Annotated in this window: 7 protein-coding genes; all 7 read right to left on the minus strand. The window is 41.2% G+C overall.

Going from position 1 to position 16,119, the window contains the following annotated elements; all coding sequences use genetic code 11:
• Positions 1 to 192: 192 nt before the first annotated feature.
• The 7 genes from ACFQZX_RS09925 to ACFQZX_RS09955 all read right to left on the minus strand — a co-directional run bounded on the left by ACFQZX_RS09925 (position 193) and on the right by ACFQZX_RS09955 (position 16,092).
• Positions 193 to 2,562 carry an ABC transporter permease gene (locus tag ACFQZX_RS09925; protein WP_377114506.1) on the minus strand — a complete coding sequence of 790 codons (2,370 nt, stop codon included), beginning with the start codon at positions 2,560 to 2,562 and terminating at the stop codon, positions 193 to 195.
• Positions 2,563 to 2,585: 23 nt separating this feature from the next.
• Positions 2,586 to 3,611, minus strand: coding sequence for a DUF4097 family beta strand repeat-containing protein (locus ACFQZX_RS09930; RefSeq protein ID WP_377114509.1), 1,026 nt, complete (start codon positions 3,609 to 3,611; stop codon positions 2,586 to 2,588).
• A gap of 158 nt (positions 3,612 to 3,769) precedes the next feature.
• Complete coding sequence (locus ACFQZX_RS09935) at positions 3,770 to 6,163, minus strand: ABC transporter permease (protein WP_377114511.1); 2,394 nt, start codon at positions 6,161 to 6,163, stop codon at positions 3,770 to 3,772.
• Positions 6,164 to 6,183: 20 nt separating this feature from the next.
• Complete coding sequence (locus ACFQZX_RS09940; protein ID WP_377114513.1) at positions 6,184 to 8,586, minus strand: ABC transporter permease; 2,403 nt, start codon at positions 8,584 to 8,586, stop codon at positions 6,184 to 6,186.
• Positions 8,587 to 8,845: 259 nt separating this feature from the next.
• Positions 8,846 to 11,251 carry an ABC transporter permease gene (locus ACFQZX_RS09945; RefSeq protein WP_377114515.1) on the minus strand — a complete coding sequence of 802 codons (2,406 nt, stop codon included), beginning with the start codon at positions 11,249 to 11,251 and terminating at the stop codon, positions 8,846 to 8,848.
• A gap of 49 nt (positions 11,252 to 11,300) precedes the next feature.
• Positions 11,301 to 13,658, minus strand: a complete 2,358-nt coding sequence (locus ACFQZX_RS09950) for an ABC transporter permease (RefSeq protein WP_377114517.1) — start codon at positions 13,656 to 13,658, stop codon at positions 11,301 to 11,303.
• Between the two features lie 40 nt (positions 13,659 to 13,698).
• Positions 13,699 to 16,092 carry an ABC transporter permease gene (locus ACFQZX_RS09955; protein ID WP_377114519.1) on the minus strand — a complete coding sequence of 798 codons (2,394 nt, stop codon included), beginning with the start codon at positions 16,090 to 16,092 and terminating at the stop codon, positions 13,699 to 13,701.
• Positions 16,093 to 16,119: the final 27 nt, after the last annotated feature.

Here is a 16,119-nt window from a genome sequence, read left to right on the forward strand (position 1 = left end):
ATGTTTTATCCGTACGCTTATGTAACACCTGCTGTTCGGATTTGATACAGTCTGGTGGTGAGTAATGAATGGTGAATGGTAAAACTGCAACAATTTTTTTTGATTAAACTAAAAGAGTGAATAACATTATGTGTTATTCACTCTTTTAGTTTAATTTTTAAAAAGTGGTTAGCTCTAACACTACTCACTAAATTATTCGCTGCGAAGGCTTTTTACTGGATTTGCTAAGGCTGCGCGAATAGCCTGGTAGCTGACTGTGGCAACGGCTATTATAACAGTGATCAAACCCGCTACTACAAACATCCACCAGCTTAAGGTAATGTGATATTCGTAATTTTGCAGCCATTTGTTCATCATCCATATAGCAAAAGGCACAGCTAAAACTATCGCGATAGCAACAAGCTTCAAAAAATCTTTAGATAGTAACGCCGCCAGATTGGTAACACTTGCACCTAAAACCTTACGCACGCCTATTTCTTTAACGCGCTGCTCTGCCGCATAGGCTGCTAAACCAAATAAACCAAGGCAAGATATTATTATGGCAAGGCCGCCAAACAGGTTGGCAAGTGTAGCCAGCAGTTTTTCGTTTTGAAACTTCTTTTCAAAATCGCTATCCACAAAGTTTACCGTTGGCGGGTAAGCCGGATTAACGTTTTTAAGCGCTTTGTTAATGGCTTCCACATTTGCGGTTATGCTTTTACCAGGATTTAAACGCACATCAATTACAGACGAATAATCACCTGCAAACTGTGTCATCATGGGCCTTGTTTTTTCATAAGGGGAGCCCCATACAAAATCCTGGTACACACCTACTATGGTCATCCTTGCATCGCCCCAGTTAATGATAGTGCCTACAGGATTTTTTAAATTCATCACTTTAGCAGCCGACTCGTTAATCATCACCGTTTTGCGGGCAGTATCAAGCGGATTAGATGACGAAAGTTCGCGCCCGTCCAGTAATTTAACACCTGCTGTTTTGGTAAAATCATCCCCAGCATGAAATATATCAATTAAAACTGTCTGATCATCCCGCTTGCCTGGCCAGCTCACCCCCCATGTGTTATTACCTGACGATGTTATGCTGGCCGAAAAGGTGGTGCCGCCGGTTATTACACCATCGGCCTTTAATTTATTGATTAAAACGTTGCTTTGTTTTTGCAGGTCGCCCTCTATCGGTATTTCCACCAGGTTATTTTTATCAAACCCTGTAGATTTATCCTGAACAAATTTGATTTGTTTGTAAATACATATCGTAGCAATGATAAGGAAAACCGCAAAGCCAAACTGAACCACCACTAAAACCTTGCGCAGCGATAATGCTGATGTGCTACCCTTAAACAAGCCCTTCAATACTTTAATAGGCTCAAATGCCGATAGATAAAACGCCGGATAACTCCCCGCCAGCAAACCGGTAAATAAACCGATACCAATTAATGCTGCCCAGGCCTCCCACTGGCCAAATGGCAATTGCAGTTGTATGCCTAAAAGGGTATTAAAATATGGTAAAGATACAATGACGATAACCACCGCTATAGCTGTTGAAAGTAACGACAGGATAACCGACTCGGTAATGAACTGGCTGATAAGCGCTCCCCTGCCAGAACCAATGGCCTTACGGATGCCTACTTCTTTAGCCCTTTCTTCAGACCGGGCGGTGCTTAAATTCATAAAGTTTACGCATGCTACTAACAATAAGCATATAGCTAACAGCACAAATAACTTTATCTGATCTATCATCCCCCCCGCCGGTTTGCCGTTTTCAAAATTGGAATACAGGTGGAGCTTTGGAAACGGATACAAAAACAATTGGTTGGTATTACCGTCGTTATGGCGGGCTACCATGTCCTTCATTATTTTATTGGCTCCGCCCAATGCGGCCGGGCTTTTTAACTGTACAATGGTACGGGCAAAGTTGCTTCCCCATGATGCATCTTTGGCCCATGCGTTCGAGTCTTCAAACATCACCCATGGCATCACAAACTCAAACTGAAAGGTAGCATTTGAGGGCACATCCTTAATTACACCGGTTACCTGTAAAGGCAACTGGTTGTTGCGTTTGATTATCTTACCAATCGGGTCCTCATCTCCGAAAAGTGTTTTAGCCAGCTTTTCGGTAACCACTACCGAGTTAGGTAATTTTAGGGCATTGGCTGCGCTTCCTTTAACGAAATTGTAAGAGAAAACATCAAAAAAACCGTCATCGGCAAAAAGGCCTTGTTTTTTGAAACTGTTGTTTTTATAAGTCAATAAACCTTCGGCGGTGTAATTTATCACTCTAACCGCTTTCACTACGTCTGGTATCTCGGTTTTGATGGTCGCGGCAGCCAAACGGGGTGTAGATCCGAAGGTATAAGTCTTACCATCGCCCTGCTGGTTATTTTCTACCAGGTATATGTTATCGATGTTATTAAACTGCTTATCAAAATTTAAATGATAGCTCACATACAACAATAGCAGCAGGCAGCTTGCCATGCCTAATGCCAACCCGCCTACATTTAGAAAAGAAAACCCCTTGCGTTTGGTAATGTTACGCCACGCGATTTTAAAATAATTCCGGATCATGAGCCTGATATTGAAATAAGTGTTTAGTTAGATGCTACATTTATACTGCCATCAGCATGTACTTCAACCAATGCGCCGCCACCGTTAAGTTTGCCTACAACCTCTTCTTTTTCTTTACGCCCCTTGAAGTTGCCGCCCGCGTTAAGGCTTACATTATCGCCGCGAAGATCCAGATCCAACCCCTGTTTTGCAGGTAACCAAAGGTCTACATGGCCTGCGCTGCCATCAAGCTTAACATATTTATCTACGCGTGCCATTTGTACGTGTATGCTGCCGGCACTGGTACCTGCATCAACACTGCCTGAAATGTTGTTGAGGCTAACGCTGCCCCCTGATGTACTGGTGATCAGTTCGCCATCAATATTGCTGCCTTTAATACTACCACCACTGGTTTCGGCATTGATAGTGCCTTTTAAATCATTCAGGTTTAAAGAGCCGCCGCTGGTTTCAAGGCGTATTTTACCATTGCAATTTGTAGCGGTGATGCTACCGCCGCTAGTCTCCAGGTCAATATCATTCTTGCTGTTAATAACATTAATGCTGCCACCACTGGTTTCACCTTTGATTCTACCGGAAACACTATTCACCCTAATACTACCACCACTGGTTTCAAAGTTTTGCGACCCGCTAAGGTTATCTATCTGGATACTGCCACCGCTGGTATTTAAGTTGGTAGAAGTTTGGCTGTTTACATAAACTTTAAAACCAATACTTAACGACCGCCTCCAGTTCATGTTATTTCTGCGGCTTTTAGCGGTTGCATGCAGTTCGCCGTCATGAATGTCAATGTTCAGGATATAATCTTCCTCAAGGCGCTTTTTAATCTCCTCCTTGGTTAAATCCTGGTTGTTGTTCCCTACCACATATACATCAATATGGGGTTGCTGGCTTGTGCTGCCACTTACCAAAATGCTGCCCCCGCTGGTATTAACAAATACATTTTTGATACCATCGTTAGCTAACGAGCGGGTATAGTAAGGTGCTCTATCGGTTTGGGCAAATGCAATTGCAGGCGCTGCAAGCATTAAAAGGAATAGGTGCTTTTTCATAATTGTGTTTAAGTTTCTTATAAGATGCTCTTTTTATCTAATTAGTTGCATGTAGCGAGTAGTTAACGGTGAATAGTGAATTATAAATGGTGAGTGTTACTTGAAGCACTTAAAATATCCATTAACTATTCACTACTATTTATTCACCACTCACTGCCTCATTCGCTTCTCAGGCTTTTTACCGGGTTTGCCAATGCGGCCTTTATCGACTGGAAGCTTACAGTTACCAATGCAATTACTATAACTGCAGCAGCCGATATGATGAATAACCAACTGCTGATTGTTGCGCGGTAGGCATAATCCTGCAGCCAGGCATTTGTTGCGTACCAGGCTAAAGGCAATGCAATGATGATCGAAATAAAGACAAGCTTTATAAACGATGCAGATAAGGATGCGCTGATGTTAAGCATACTTGCGCCAAGCACTTTACGGATGCCAATTTCTTTAACCCTTTGTTTGGCTACATAAGATGACAAACCGAAAAGCCCCAAACAAGCCAGTGCAATGGCTATGGCAGCAAATACGTTAAGCGCTTTACCAAGTCTTAGCTCCGAGTTATATAAGGCGTTAAAATCATCATCCAGAAAACGGTATTCAAACGGACGGTAAGTGATCAGCTCTTTCCATTTAGCCTCAAGGTGACTGATAGTTTGCGGGATGTTATTACCGCCGATTTTTACCAGCATCATACGGCCTCGTGGCTCGGGGAACAATACAAGCGGTTTTATAGCATGGTGTAACGACTCGAAATTGAAATCTTTAATAACCGCCTTAACAAAACCCGGCCTTGATGCATCAAGGTACATGCGTTTGCCTATGGCCTGCTCGGGCGTCCAGCCCAATTCTTTAGCAGCCGACTCATTCAGGATAAATTGATAAACGTCCTGCTTATAATCATCGTGCGATACATCTTTAACATCCTGCTGCGTAAAATCCTTCCCTGTTAAAATATGCAGGCCTGTGGTTTTTATAAAATCTTCATCAACAGGGTTAGCCGTAACCGCTATCTGCTGGCTTTCGGGCATTACGTCGTTACGCATATTGTAGCCGCTTACAATGTTTATCGGCGGATTAACGCATCGCGAAACACTTAAAACGTTTTTATCGGTTTTAAATTCGTTTTTTATCAGGTTAAGCTGATTTAGCATACGAGATTCATAGGGTAAAACAACCACCCTTTCACGGTTGTACCCTAAATCCTTATTACGGATAAAGCTAAGCTGCTTTTGTATAATAATAGTTGAGGCGATCAGCATCACCGAGATTGAGAACTGGAAAACAATAAGCGCTTTACGGGTAATTTGCCCCGAGCCTGTGTTTTTGAATGCGCCTTTCAAAACTTTAACCGGCTGAAAACTGGTAAGTACCAGCGCCGGATAACAGCCAGCTAAAAAGCTCACTATTATTACAACCATAATTGCCCCTATCAAAAACGGGGGTGCAAAAAAGGCACCTATGTGCAGCTGACGGTCGACAAGGTTATTAAATGATGGCAATACCGCTATTGCCACAAATACACTGATAATAATTGCGACAAACGATATCAAAACCGATTCGCCAATAAATTGCCAGAATAATTGCTTTTTGCCCGCACCTATAACTTTCCGGACACCAACTTCCTTTGCCCTTTCCATAGAGCGGGCTGTGTTGAGGTTTACATACGTAAAACAGGCTATAACTAATATCAAAATAGCAACTGCTTCCAGTATATAAATGTACCTGATGTTGTTGTTGGGTTCAAATCCATCGTAAGGCGAGTGCAGGTGAATACTTTTAAATGGCTCCAGTGTAAAATTAATACTTGCTCCCTGCCCGGCCATTTCCTTTTGCATAAACGGACCTATCTTGGCTTGCAAAGGCTTAATAGCAGCCGGATCTTTTAATAGTAAAAAAGTAGTGTAGTTTGCACTCCAGTAACTTTGTTCTTCATTAGTAATGCCTAACGATGAGAAAGAGGCGAGAAAGTCAAATTTAATCTGCGAATTTGAAGGACAATCCTGCATAACGCCGGTAATCTGGTATAAGATGCTGTCGTTATCTATCTTTAAACTTTTACCTACAGGGTTTGCATCACCAAAATACCTTTTGGCGGTAGATTGTGTAAGCACCACTTTATGCGGTGCATTAAGCGCTGTCCTTCTATCTCCTTTTAACAATTGGAAAGAGAACATTTTGAAAAACGATGAATCTGCATACATGAACGACTTTTCGTTAAGCAACTTATCGTTGTATTGTATAACTACATTATCGTTGGACATACGTACCGCATCGGTAACTTCCGGAAAAGTACGTTTGAACACAGGCGCTACCTTAACACTTGTGTAATTGCCCTTTTTTGATTCGGAACCTCCATTAAATTTATATTCCATTATCACACGCGCAATTCGGTCGCCGTTTTGCTGCATATCATCATAGTTCAGCTCATGTATAATATATATACCAATGAGCAGACAACTGGTCAGGCCGATCACAAGGCCGAATAAATTGATAAAAGTAAATCCCTTGTTTCTCCACAAGTTTCTCAGGGCTATTTTAAAGTAATTCTTAATCATGATATAGTATAGTAGTTCAATTATTCGCTTTTTAAACTTTTAACCGGGTTGACAGTGGCTGCCTTTACCGAACGTACACTTACAGTAGCTAATGCAACTATTGCTGCTGCTCCACCGGCCAGAACAAAAACCCACCAATGAATATCTATTTTATAAGCAAAATTTTGCAGCCATTTATGCATGGCAAACCACGCAATCGGGAACGAAATAAGCACGGCTATACCTACCAGTTTCATCAGGTCGGCAGTTAATAATTTTACAATCCCCGCTACGCTTGCACCCAACACTTTACGTATGCCAATCTCTTTAACGCGTTGCTCTGCAGTAAATGTTACCAGTCCGAATAAACCAAGGCAGGCAATGCATATAGCCAGGATGGTAAATGCTAATAAAATATTACCCTGTTTTTGCTCTGTTTGATACTGAGCAGCAAAGTTCTGGTCGAGGAAATGAATCTCAGCTTTGTTTTCAATATCGAAGGCGCTGTAAATTTTAGTTATATAATCCAGGGATGCCTGGATGTCATTGCGGCTGATGCGTACATATAGATTGTCTTTATCTTTTGCCTGTGCCGGCAGGGACAATACCATCGGCGCTATTTTATGCTGAAGTGAGTAAGTATTAAAATCCTTCACAACCCCAACTATGGTTTGCTCAATTACATGGCCATTGCCATCAACGCCGGTACGTACACGCTTGCCTATCACATCCTTCCATCCCATCTCTTTTACAAGAGTTTCGTTTACAATAATGGCATCGGCTACATCAGTGGTTATGCTTTTTGAAAAGTTACGACCGGCTGCCATTTTTATCTGCATGGCCGGGATAAAATCTTCGTCGATCTGCAGGTTTTGTACAATTTTAGATTCTGATGTAGCTTTACCATCCGGGCCAAGATTGAAATCGCCACCACCGATATTATTATTACCTATAGGATTACCTGCCACGCCAACCGCCTCAATATGCGGATTTTGCAAGAGCTGTTGTTTAAGCGCATCTACCTTGCTGCGTACATCACGGTTGTTTATATGGAACGTCAGCGTTTGTTGCTTGTTGAAACCAAGCTCTTTTTTGTTAAAGTAGTTCAATTGCTGGTAGATGATGAATGACCCGGCTATCAATACAATGGTGATGACAAACTGAAATACCACCAGCCCTTTACGGAACATAACAGTAGTTAATTGATTACCAGTTTGACCTTTCATTGCAGAAATTGTCTTGAAGCCGGATAAAAATAAGGCCGGATATATACCGCTTATTAAACCTGTCATCAGTGAAAAAATAATGAATAAAGCAACAGTATTAACCGTACCAAATTGTAATAACTGCAGGGTTTTGCCCGATACCTGGTTAAAGTAAGGCAAAGACAGTTGTATAAATGCGGATGCAATGGCAGTTGCTATGAAAGTGAGTAATATACATTCGGCGAAGAACATGGCCACAAGCTGCCCCCTGCCAGAGCCGATGACCTTGCGTACTGCAACCTCTTTAATCCGAATGGATGCGCGGGCGGTTGTAAGGTTTACATAATTGATGATGGCTATCAACAGTATTAGTAAAGCGGTAATAGCAAACACATAAACATAAGTAATATTGCCATTGCTGCCCAGTTCATAACTCAGGTTTGAATGTAAATGTATGGATGTTAGCGGCTGCAGTTCCAGCTTAAATTTCATCGGCCCAAGGTCTTTCTGAACATACTTGCTAAAAAACGCTTCACCGGATGCCTCGATCTGTTTATAATCGTCTGCATTTTTAAGTAGCAGGTAGGTATAGATAGATGAGTTGCCCCAGTTTAAATTATAGCCGCTGTAATAATCAGCCGGAAATGAGCGTAAAGCTTTAAAAGTGAAATGTGAGTTTTCCGGTACATCCGCAATAACGCCACTCACAGTTGTTGGTGTGCCGTCAAGCAAAACAACTTTATCCACTACATCGCCGGTGCTGCCAAAAATGTTTTTGGCTAAAGTTTCTGTTAGTACAATTGAGTTTGGTTTTGCAAGCGCATTTGCTTCATCGCCATATAAAAAGTGGTAAGTGAATATTTTGAAGATACTGTTATCGGTAAACAGCATGCTGCCTTCATTAATGGTTTTATCACCATAGGTAATTTTACTTCCGCCTTCGGCATCTATACGGCAGGCTTCAACCACCTGCGGAAATTCTGATTTTAAAGTAGGCGCATAAGGCGGCGAAGTAACCGCCAGATCAAACTTACCACCATTCCATTGCCCATGCTGCGTTACCCTGAAAATACGATCGGCCTTGGTGTGGTAGCGGTCATAGTTCCACTCATCGGCAACATAAAGTGTAATCAGCCAAAAAGCAGCGATGCCTATTGCTAAGCCAAAAATATTTATAAAAGAAAACGCCCGGTGCTTATGCAGGTTCCTCCAGGCTGTTTTAATATAATTTTTAATCATGGCGATGTAGTTTGGTATTGTAAACTTAAACATAATGCCATAACCATAAAATATTAATTTACAGCAATTTATAAACAAATAGTACAACAGGGCTTGTTCGCATGTGTAACACCAACTGTTCGGTTATGATACAATTGGGTGATGGTCGATAGTCCATAGCAGATAATCCATAGTCATAGATTATAAATCATGGAATTGTGAACTATAAACAAGCTTAATCCTTACTATCGACTATAATCTATAGACTATCGGCTTTATATCATTCGCTTCTTAAGCTTTTAACCGGATTAGCAATTGCTGCCTTAACGGCCTGAAAGCTGATTGTAACAAAGGCTATTGCCACAGCTAAAGTACCAGCTATTAAAAATACCCACCATTGCATCTCAATACGGTACGCAAAATTTTGAAGCCATAAATTCATTAACCACCAGGCTAATGGAGAAGCTATAAGCAACGCGATAAATACCAATACAATGAAATCAACCGATAAAAGCGATACAATGCCTGATACCGTTGCACCAAGCACTTTACGGATACCTATCTCTTTTCCGCGTTGCTCGGCTGTAAAGGCAGCTAACCCAAACAACCCAAGGCACGAAATTATGATTGCCACAATCGCAAACACAGCCATTAAGCCCGATGATTTCGCGTCGTTGCGGTACATATTATCAAATTCCTGATCTACAAACTTGTATGAAAACGGCTCGCCCGGAAAGTTTTGCTTCCATATTCCCTCAATTGCTTTTATGGCGTCCGCTTGTTTATGGGGCGCTACCTTTACCTGGAAATTAAAGCACCATTCATCATCGTATCTGATAACGAGCGGAGTTATCTTTTCATGAAAGCTTCTGAAATTAAAGTCTTTAACAATACCTATTACGCGGCCCGTATCGCCCTGGGCAACAAAACGCTGGCCAATGTAAGGCTTATGAAGGTTAAACTCGCGGGCGGCTGTCTCATTTAGTATCACGTTATGCTGGTCGGCATTGCCCTGTAAAAACCATCTGCCCATAGCCATCTTTAAATTTACAACACGTGTATAATCATTGTCGACACTTGCAAATGTAATTGGAGGTACAAAATCCTTCGGACGGCCATCCCAATCATTGCTTTCGCCGGATGATGAACTATTATTGTTGAGTACCGATTCAAAATTAGTAAGCGAAGCAGACTGAATTGCTGATTGCGATAACAAGCTTTGTTTAATGGTTTTCATAAACGCGGCCCGCTGTTTGTCCTCGTATTTTTTAAGCAAATTATAGGATACATTGAATGACATTACCTGCGAGCGGTCATACCCCGGGTTTTGGTTACGTATAAAAGCCAGCTGACGGTATATGGTTATAACCCCTACAATCAAAAATATGGAAAAGGTGAATTGCAGTACTACCAGAGCCTTACGTAATGATACATCTTTTAAACGCAATACGCTTGCCCCTCTGAAAGTATTAAGGGGTTTAAACGATGATAACAATAAGGCCGGGTAAATGCTGTTTAAAACAATGGTACCAAACAAAGTACCCAGCAGAATTAACCATAAGTAGCCCGAGCTTACCGACAAGGTAAAATTACGCTCTGTAAAGCTATTGAACGATGGCAGGCAGGCCGCTATAATTAAAATAGTTAAGGCCAGCGCCATAACACTTATCAGTGCCGACTCGGCCACAAACTGCATAAAAAGCTGGGACCGCTCTGCCCCCACTATTTTTTTGATGCTTACTTCTTTCGCCCTTAAACTGGCCCTGGCTGTGGTTAAATTAACATAGTTGATACACGCTATCAGTAATAATAAAATGCCCAGGATAACAAATATGTAAACTATCTTTTTTTCTCCGTGAATAATGCTGGAGTTTTGCAGATCATTTTCAAAGTGCATGTCGGCCAAAGGTGTTAAACCGATCTCCAGGTTCTTTTGCTTACGGTTTTCTTCAAGGATGGATTTTATTTTGCCAGAAACAGTTTTTGTGTTTGTACCAGGCCGTAGTTTTAAAAAAGTAAGGTAATAGAAATTCCCCCACTGCAGTTCATTTTTTTGCTCTTTTACATCTGCAAACCGTGCGGCAACGGGTATGTAAGCATCAAACCTGAAGCTGGAATTTGCTGGAGCATCTTTTACAATGGCCTGTACCTGGTAATTGTTGGAGTCTATTTTAATTATTTTACCAATAGCATCCTGATTGGCAAAGTATTTTTTTGCTTTGCTTTCAGATAATATAATGCTAAATGGATGCTGATTAAATGCTGTAGCATTACCGCTTACAAAATCACTTTTAAACACTTTAAACCATTTCTCGTCTACATAAGCTGCATTTTCTTCCGGAAAAAATTCGCCATTTATGTTAAAGTAAACTGGTGCGTAGTTAACTGGCTTTATCCTTGTCACTGCTTCTACTTCGGGCAATTGTTTTTTAACAGCATCCCCTACAAGGTATGGCGAGTTTTCCCATACCCATGTGGTGGTTTTGTCTAAGGCCAGATAGTTTTTTATCCGATAGATGTTTTGGGCATCAGGCTGGTCGGTATCAAAGCTTAGCTCGTTTTGTACCCATATAAAAATGAGCACAGCGGCTGCCATACCAACAGATAAACCGGCAATATTTATAAAGCCTGTCGATCTGTGTTTCCAAAAATTTCTCCAGGCGGTGTTGAAGTGAGTTTTTATCATATCAATAATTTATAGCGATCAGTCAATTATTTCTTTTTCAGGTTAGGATTTATTCTACCCGAAGGCTTTTTACCGGGTTTGCAAGCGCAGCCCTTATGGTATTAAGGCTCACAACTACCAGCGTTAAAAACAGTATCAAGGCGCCAACCACACCAAAAAGCCAAATACTAATGCCAATATGGTAAGTATATTTCTGCAGCCAGTTATGCATTAAGTACCAGGTAATGGGCACGGCAATAACAAAGGCAATCAATACCAATTTCAAAAACTCTGTTGATATCAGCATCAGCAGCTGGCGTACCGTTGCCCCAAGTACTTTGCGTACGCCTATCTCCCGGAAACGTTTTTCGATGGTGAATGATGCCAAACCTGCAAGGCCTATACAGCATATAAATATGGCTAACCCGGCAAATATGTTGGTTATGCGGCTGATTAATTCTTCGGTAGCAAATTTCTTCCCAAATTCCTGATCTACAAACTGGTATTCAAACAAGTTCTGCGGATCATATTTTTTTACCATGCCTTCCAGTAATGATAAGGCTTTTTGCGGCTGCACACCATTCTTAAGACGCACACTTACAACACTTGAGCCATTAGGGCTATAATATACCATCAATGGGTCAACCGGGTCAAACGGTGAAGCCATAACAATGTTATCAATTACCCCTGCTACGGTATATTTTCTGGGGCCATAACGCATAACCATGCCTATGGGGTGTTTCAGGTTCATGGCATCTACAGCTGCTTTATTAAGGAGCATTACTGATGAATCGCCGGGTGTATTTATGAAATCGCGGCCCATTAATACTTTTGTGCCCATTGTTTTTGTGAAATCAACATCGGTTTGCAAACCCGAAAAAATAATATCAGCATTTGCAGGGCGGCCATCATAGTCCGGGGATGGCGACTTCCACCAGATCTCAGTAATGGGCGATGAAGTACGGGTGACCGAGCTGACCATATTGGAGTTAAACAGGTCCTGCTTTATTGCCGCGTAATTTTTATTGATATTATCTGACGATGGTATCATGATCAGATTATCCGGATTATAGCCTATACTTTTATTTTTAATGTGCTGTATTTGCTGATAAACTATAATAGTAGCTGAAATCAGCAGGATGGACATCACAAATTGCCCTACTACCAAAATGCGCCTTGGCAAAATGGCCGCTTTGCCAGCAGCAAAAGTGCCTTTTAATACCTTAACAGGGTTAAATGACGACAGGTATAATGCCGGGTAACTGCCTGCAACAATACCAGTAAAAACGATGATCGCGAGTGCACCAAGCAGGAAAGCCGGTTCAAAAATATGGAGGTGCAGATTTTTGTTAACCAGCGAATTAAACAACGGCATTGTTACAAATACTACAACAATGGCCAACACAAAGGCTATTAATGCAAGTATTACGGATTCAAAGAAAAACTGGGTGACCAGTTGCTTTTTATCAGATCCTAACGTTTTTCGGATGCCTACTTCTTTCGCACGCTTTTCACTGCGTGCGGTGCTAAGGTTCATGAAATTAACGCAGGCAATAAGCAAAATGATAAGTGCTATAATGGTAAATAAGCGCACATATTCTATCATCCCTCCTACATTTTTGCCATCCTTAAATTCGCTGTATAAGTGCCACTTATTCATCGGGAAGGTATAGTAGGTGCTTATTTTATCATTAGTTGCGTGCTGATGCTTGACCTGATCGATATATTTGTCTACAGCGGCCATATTTGCGTTTGGCACTGTTTGTACAAACACACTATGCGATGAATTATACCACTCATTCATCCTGTTTTTGATGTCCTGGTTGGTGTAGTCGAAAGGGATAATGAAATCAAATTTAAATGTTGAGTTACCGGGCGGGTCTGCTATTACCGCGCTTACTTTATAATTATTGCTGTTATCCAGTTTAAGTACTTTGTTTATCGGATCGGCGTTCCCGAAAAAGGATTTGGCGGCCGATTCGGTAATTACTATTGATTTAGGATCTGTGATAGCTGTCGCAGGGTTTCCTTTCAGAAATTTCCAGCTAAAAATATTAAAGAATTGTTCGCTAACCTGGTAAAGGTCCTTTTTAACTTTTATACTGCCATATTGCGCAATGTGCGATTCCTGATGCGTTGTAACAACTGCCCGTTTTATCAACGGATTACCGCCCTCAATTGCTTTAGCCAAGGGCAAAACCATATTGGGGTCGGTAAAAATATTGTTTTTAAAATCCCGCGTAGCCATTACCTGATAAATGTTATCATGGTCGGTATGGAACTTGTCGAATGATAACTCATCCTTTACCCAAAGAAAAATAAAAATGGTACATACCATACCTATAGTTAGCCCTAATATATTAGTGAGGGCAAAGCCTTTATTGCGCACCAGGTTGCGCCAGGCTATTTTAACATAATTCTTTATCATAATTCTTTGGTTTAATGGTGATTGGGTTGTTTATTATGGTTCAGTCATTATTTTTAAGGCTTTTTACCGGGTTGGCCAGCGCCGCTTTAACAGATTGTATGCTAATGGTTAACAAGGCGATAGCCATAGCGCCGATTGCGGCTATGATAAATACACCCGCGCTTATAGTAATTTTATATGCAAAATCCTGCAGCCATTTTTGCATAGCATACCAGGCAACAGGCACAGCAATTACTATGGCGATGATAATGAGTATCATAAACTCTGTAGCCAGCAGTCCGATGATTCTTGAGACACTTGCACCTAAAACTTTGCGTATACCAATTTCTTTGGTTTTTACCTGTGCGGAGTAAGTTGCCAGGCCAAAAAGGCCCAGGCAGGAAATGATAATAGCTATAGCAGAAAAGATGTTGAACAGATCCCCTTGACGCTGATCGTCAGTGTACAGGTTACGGAAACTTTCATCTAAAAATGCATAGGTTAACGGTATATCATCGTTATACTGCTTCCAAATATTTTGAGTGGCCGCTATAGCGCGCTTTGCATTTTTATTAGTTGTTTTGATATACACACGCCAGCAGCTTTGCGGCCGGTATTGAAAAACAATAGGTTCTATCTTTTTATGCAGGGTCTGAAAGTTAAAATCTTTAACAACCCCTATTATCGTTCCGTTGATGGTTTGTATACGCAGGCGCTTGCCTACAACAGGGCCTTTAAGCCCCATTTCCTTAACCGCTGTTTCATTAATGATAAAGTGAGAAGTATCCGCTACTGAGCCGGTGAAATTGCTGCCCTCGACAAATTTTATCTTGAAAAAATCAATAATATTTCTTTCACCATGTATCTGATTGAACCACAGGTTATCCCCTTTAGGTTTACCATCCCAGTCGTTATCTCCGGTAGATGAGCCGTTGACTACTATATTGCGGCTCGATCTGGTAACAGCCAGTATGGAAGGGTCTTTTTCCAGTTCGGCTTTCACGGCATCCCAATGATCATGCATGTCATTGCGCATGCTGAAGGATAGTATGTTTTCCTTATCATACCCCAGGTCTTTAGAAAGCATATATTTCAATTGCTTTCCAATGATCAGGGTGCCAACAATCAGAATTACAGATACTGTGAATTGTAGTATAACCAGTATCCGCCTAAACGCTACGTTGCCAATACTGGCAGATATTTTTCCTTTAAGAGCTTTTAGCGGCTCAAAAGATGATAACAGCAATGCCGGATATATACTTGAGGCTACAAGCGTACCCAGCAGCGTTATCAAAATACAAGCCCAGATATTGAAGTTGGTTAAACTTAAACTGATCTGCTTGCCGGAGAACTGGTTGTAGTAAGGCAGCAGTAGATACATTAATACAAATGCAAATATTGCCGCTACAACAAACAAGAGGGTAGTTTCTACAACAAACTGCATAAACAGCTGAAGTTTACCGGCTCCAATTATTTTACGCATACTTACTTCTTTAGCGCGCAGCATAGATCGTGCTGTAGAAAGGTTTACATAATTTATACAAGCGATCACCAGTATCATTATGGCAACAATAGCAAAAGTGCGCACGGTAGACATACCGGCATCCGTACCATCTGCCTGGTATAAGTGCATTTGGGGCAGTGGCTGGGTGAGGTATGGCACAGGAGCATCTTCTGGTTTTTGACGTTCATGCACTGCCTGCAATTTCTTTTCAAGTGTTTTTATATTAGTATTTGGCTTTACCAGCAAATAGGTTTGGAAACCAAATGCCGACCAGTCTGCATCCATGGATGATATGACAGTTTTACCATCGTAGCTGGTTTTGTTTTTAACGTATGCCAAATAGTTGAACCTGCTTAACGGCAATAGTACCTTATATTGAAAACTTGAGTTTACAGGATAGTCGGGTATCACACCGGTTACCTTTACCTGCTCATTCTGCCCCATAATCACAAACTTGCCTATGGGGTCATCTTTACCAAAATATTTTTGAGCTATACTTTGTGTAATAACTACCGAATTGTTATCGGGAAATGGATGGCGTTTATCGCCTTTTATCAACGGAAAATCAAATACGCTGAAGTAAGATGGGTCTGTAAAAGCAAAATTATCCTCGTAAAAAACCTTGTCTTTATATTTGAAAGGGGCGCTTCCCACTCCCATTATACGCACACCGTCTGTAACCTCTGGTATTTCGCTTTTAGCAAAGGTTGCCACAGGAGCAATAATGTTATTAAATATCTGTTTGCTGATGCCTGTGCCTGCAACTATTCCAACTTTGTAAATATTGTCGGCCTTTTTGTTAAACCTGTCAAAGCTTAGCTCATCCTGTACCCACAGCAGCATAAATAAGCCAACCACCAGGCCAACCGTTAACCCTGTTACATTTATGGTAGCGTAAAACTTATTTCCCAATATGTTTCGCCAAGCGGTTTTGATATAATTTTTTATCATTTCTGTAGATGTTAGTAACCGACAATT

The organism is Mucilaginibacter litoreus (assembly GCF_042676805.1).
GTDB lineage: Bacteria > Bacteroidota > Bacteroidia > Sphingobacteriales > Sphingobacteriaceae > Mucilaginibacter > Mucilaginibacter litoreus.

Bases quoted from the DNA above. Each gene is read 5' to 3' on its own strand.
- ACFQZX_RS09925 (WP_377114506.1), bottom strand. From the start codon at position 2,562: ATGATCCGGAATTATTTTAAAATCGCGTGGCGTAACATTACCAAACGC.
- ACFQZX_RS09930 (WP_377114509.1), bottom strand. From the start codon at position 3,611: ATGAAAAAGCACCTATTCCTTTTAATGCTTGCAGCGCCTGCAATTGCA.
- ACFQZX_RS09935 (WP_377114511.1), bottom strand. From the start codon at position 6,163: ATGATTAAGAATTACTTTAAAATAGCCCTGAGAAACTTGTGGAGAAAC.
- ACFQZX_RS09940 (WP_377114513.1), bottom strand. From the start codon at position 8,586: ATGATTAAAAATTATATTAAAACAGCCTGGAGGAACCTGCATAAGCAC.
- ACFQZX_RS09945 (WP_377114515.1), bottom strand. From the start codon at position 11,251: ATGATAAAAACTCACTTCAACACCGCCTGGAGAAATTTTTGGAAACAC.
- ACFQZX_RS09950 (WP_377114517.1), bottom strand. From the start codon at position 13,658: ATGATAAAGAATTATGTTAAAATAGCCTGGCGCAACCTGGTGCGCAAT.
- ACFQZX_RS09955 (WP_377114519.1), bottom strand. From the start codon at position 16,092: ATGATAAAAAATTATATCAAAACCGCTTGGCGAAACATATTGGGAAAT.